The following is a 919-nucleotide window of genomic DNA, read 5'->3' on the forward strand; positions in this document are numbered from 1 at the left end:
TGAGGTGATCTCAGCGAGGGAAAGGCTCCCGATCTGAGCGACACGGGCATACCTGGACAGGCCGGGCGGTGCTGGATATAGGCGTGGAGCCATCGATAGACAGGTTCTTGCGACAGATACCGGTCTTCGAGAGGGCTCCACGTGATCGCTTATCTTGCCATGCTCGACGTGCCCAGGGAACTTGTGCGTTACCTCGCGCGGCTGCTTGCCGCGCAGCGCCGCCTTCTCGGGACTCGCCGGCGGACACGTGCGCTGACCTGCTACTACCAGGCCCTGATGGTCCTGATCTGGTTCCGTAAAGCCGAGGACACCGCGCTGCTCGGGGCCGGATTCGGCATCTCGAGAGCGACGGCCTACCGCTACATCGCCGAGGGCATCGGCGTCTTGGCCGCGCAACGACCCGATTTGCACGAGGCTCTCGAACGGGCCGCCGCGGACGGCTGGGCGTTCGTCATCCTCGACGGGAAGTTGTTCGACAGCGACCGCCTGGCCGAGGCCACCACCAGTGTCAAAGGCGCGACCATCGACGCTTGGTACTCGGGAAAGCACCGCGACCTCGGCGCGAACATTCAAGCGGTCATGCTTCCCGACGGTCTTCCGATCTGGACAGCCGACGCGATGCCCGGCCATCTCCACGATCTCAGTTGTGCACGGGAGCTCGGCGTCACCGCCGCCTTGAACTGGGCCGCAGCCGAGCTGAACCTGCCGGCACTGGCCGACGCCGGCTACGACGGCGCAGGTCACGGCATCAAAACCCCACCAAGCAGCCCGCCGACGGCAAAGCCCTCGCACTCGCCAACCGCAGCGTGAACCGACTGCTACGCGGCCTGCGCCGGCAAGGCGAACGCGGCTTCGCCATCCTGACCGGCCGCTGGAAAACGCTGCGACACGCCACCACCAGCCCCAGCCGAATCGGCGA

General features: G+C 66.3%; 1 protein-coding gene. It reads left to right on the forward strand.

Annotation, left to right across the window (positions count from 1 at the left end; translation table 11 throughout):
* The first annotated feature begins 141 nt into the window (after positions 1–141).
* Positions 142–810: a transposase family protein gene (locus M1L60_RS48200; protein ID WP_253244075.1), complete on the forward strand. Its 669-nt coding sequence runs from the start codon at positions 142–144 to the stop codon at positions 808–810.
* Positions 811–919 lie beyond the last annotated feature (109 nt).

This window comes from Paractinoplanes aksuensis (genome assembly GCF_024137025.1).
GTDB lineage: Bacteria > Actinomycetota > Actinomycetes > Mycobacteriales > Micromonosporaceae > Actinoplanes > Actinoplanes aksuensis.